The sequence below is a fragment of the Thalassospira sp. CH_XMU1420-2 genome, assembly GCF_037029325.1.
Taxonomy (GTDB): Bacteria; Pseudomonadota; Alphaproteobacteria; order Rhodospirillales; family Thalassospiraceae; genus Thalassospira; species Thalassospira povalilytica.
Genome location: NZ_JAYMEG010000074.1, coordinates 1 through 648 on the forward strand (window position 1 = coordinate 1; position 648 = coordinate 648).

Genomic DNA, 648 nt, shown 5'->3' on the forward strand with positions numbered 1-648 from the left:
GAGAGCGGGTACATGTTGCCCCACGTGCCGGCACACCAAAACATCTCATCAAGTGGGTAGCCGGCAGAGGCCGAGGCGGCGTCTGCAGCACAAGCCGCAAGGGCGACCGGGTTGGCGAGCAGCGCAGCTTCCGGACTTTGGAAAAAGCCAAGCTCATCATTATTCCAGGTCGGATCAATTTCGGACATGTCGAGCAAGTCGAAATCAAGGTACCCGTCCCCGATGCAGTCGGAATCAAGCATCAGTTCGAGCATGTAAAGAAGCGGAAACGCGTAGTTGTGGATGTGATAGAACACAAGGTCTGCACTATCGTTTTCATCTCGCCCATCAGTTCCCCGGAACCTTTGCGAGGCGATTGGAAGTGTATGGCCGCCGAGCGCCATCGAGCATCCCGGTGTCCTCACGACTTCCATAAGGCGTGCTGGTTGCCACATACCGAGACCCAATCCTAGCCTTGGTATTCCGAGAGGATCCTCACACATGCATGCTGATCGTTCCGCTGCCTTTGCGGGTGCACCATCCCCCCCGGGGAACATATCAAATCCGGCTACCCTGATCGGGAAAATGCAGCCCCAGCAGATATCGGTAAAGAGTTTGGGACCGAGAAGCTCAGCACTCGGGCAAAGCGCGTCTACTTCCTGTGCTTTA

General features: G+C 56.0%; 1 protein-coding gene. It reads right to left on the bottom strand.

From position 1 onward, the window contains the following. Positions 1 to 581: TraU family protein (locus WA429_RS21360; protein ID WP_443082698.1), on the bottom strand; the 581-nt coding region annotated here is incomplete at its 3' end. Between the last annotated feature and the right edge of the window lie 67 nt (positions 582 to 648).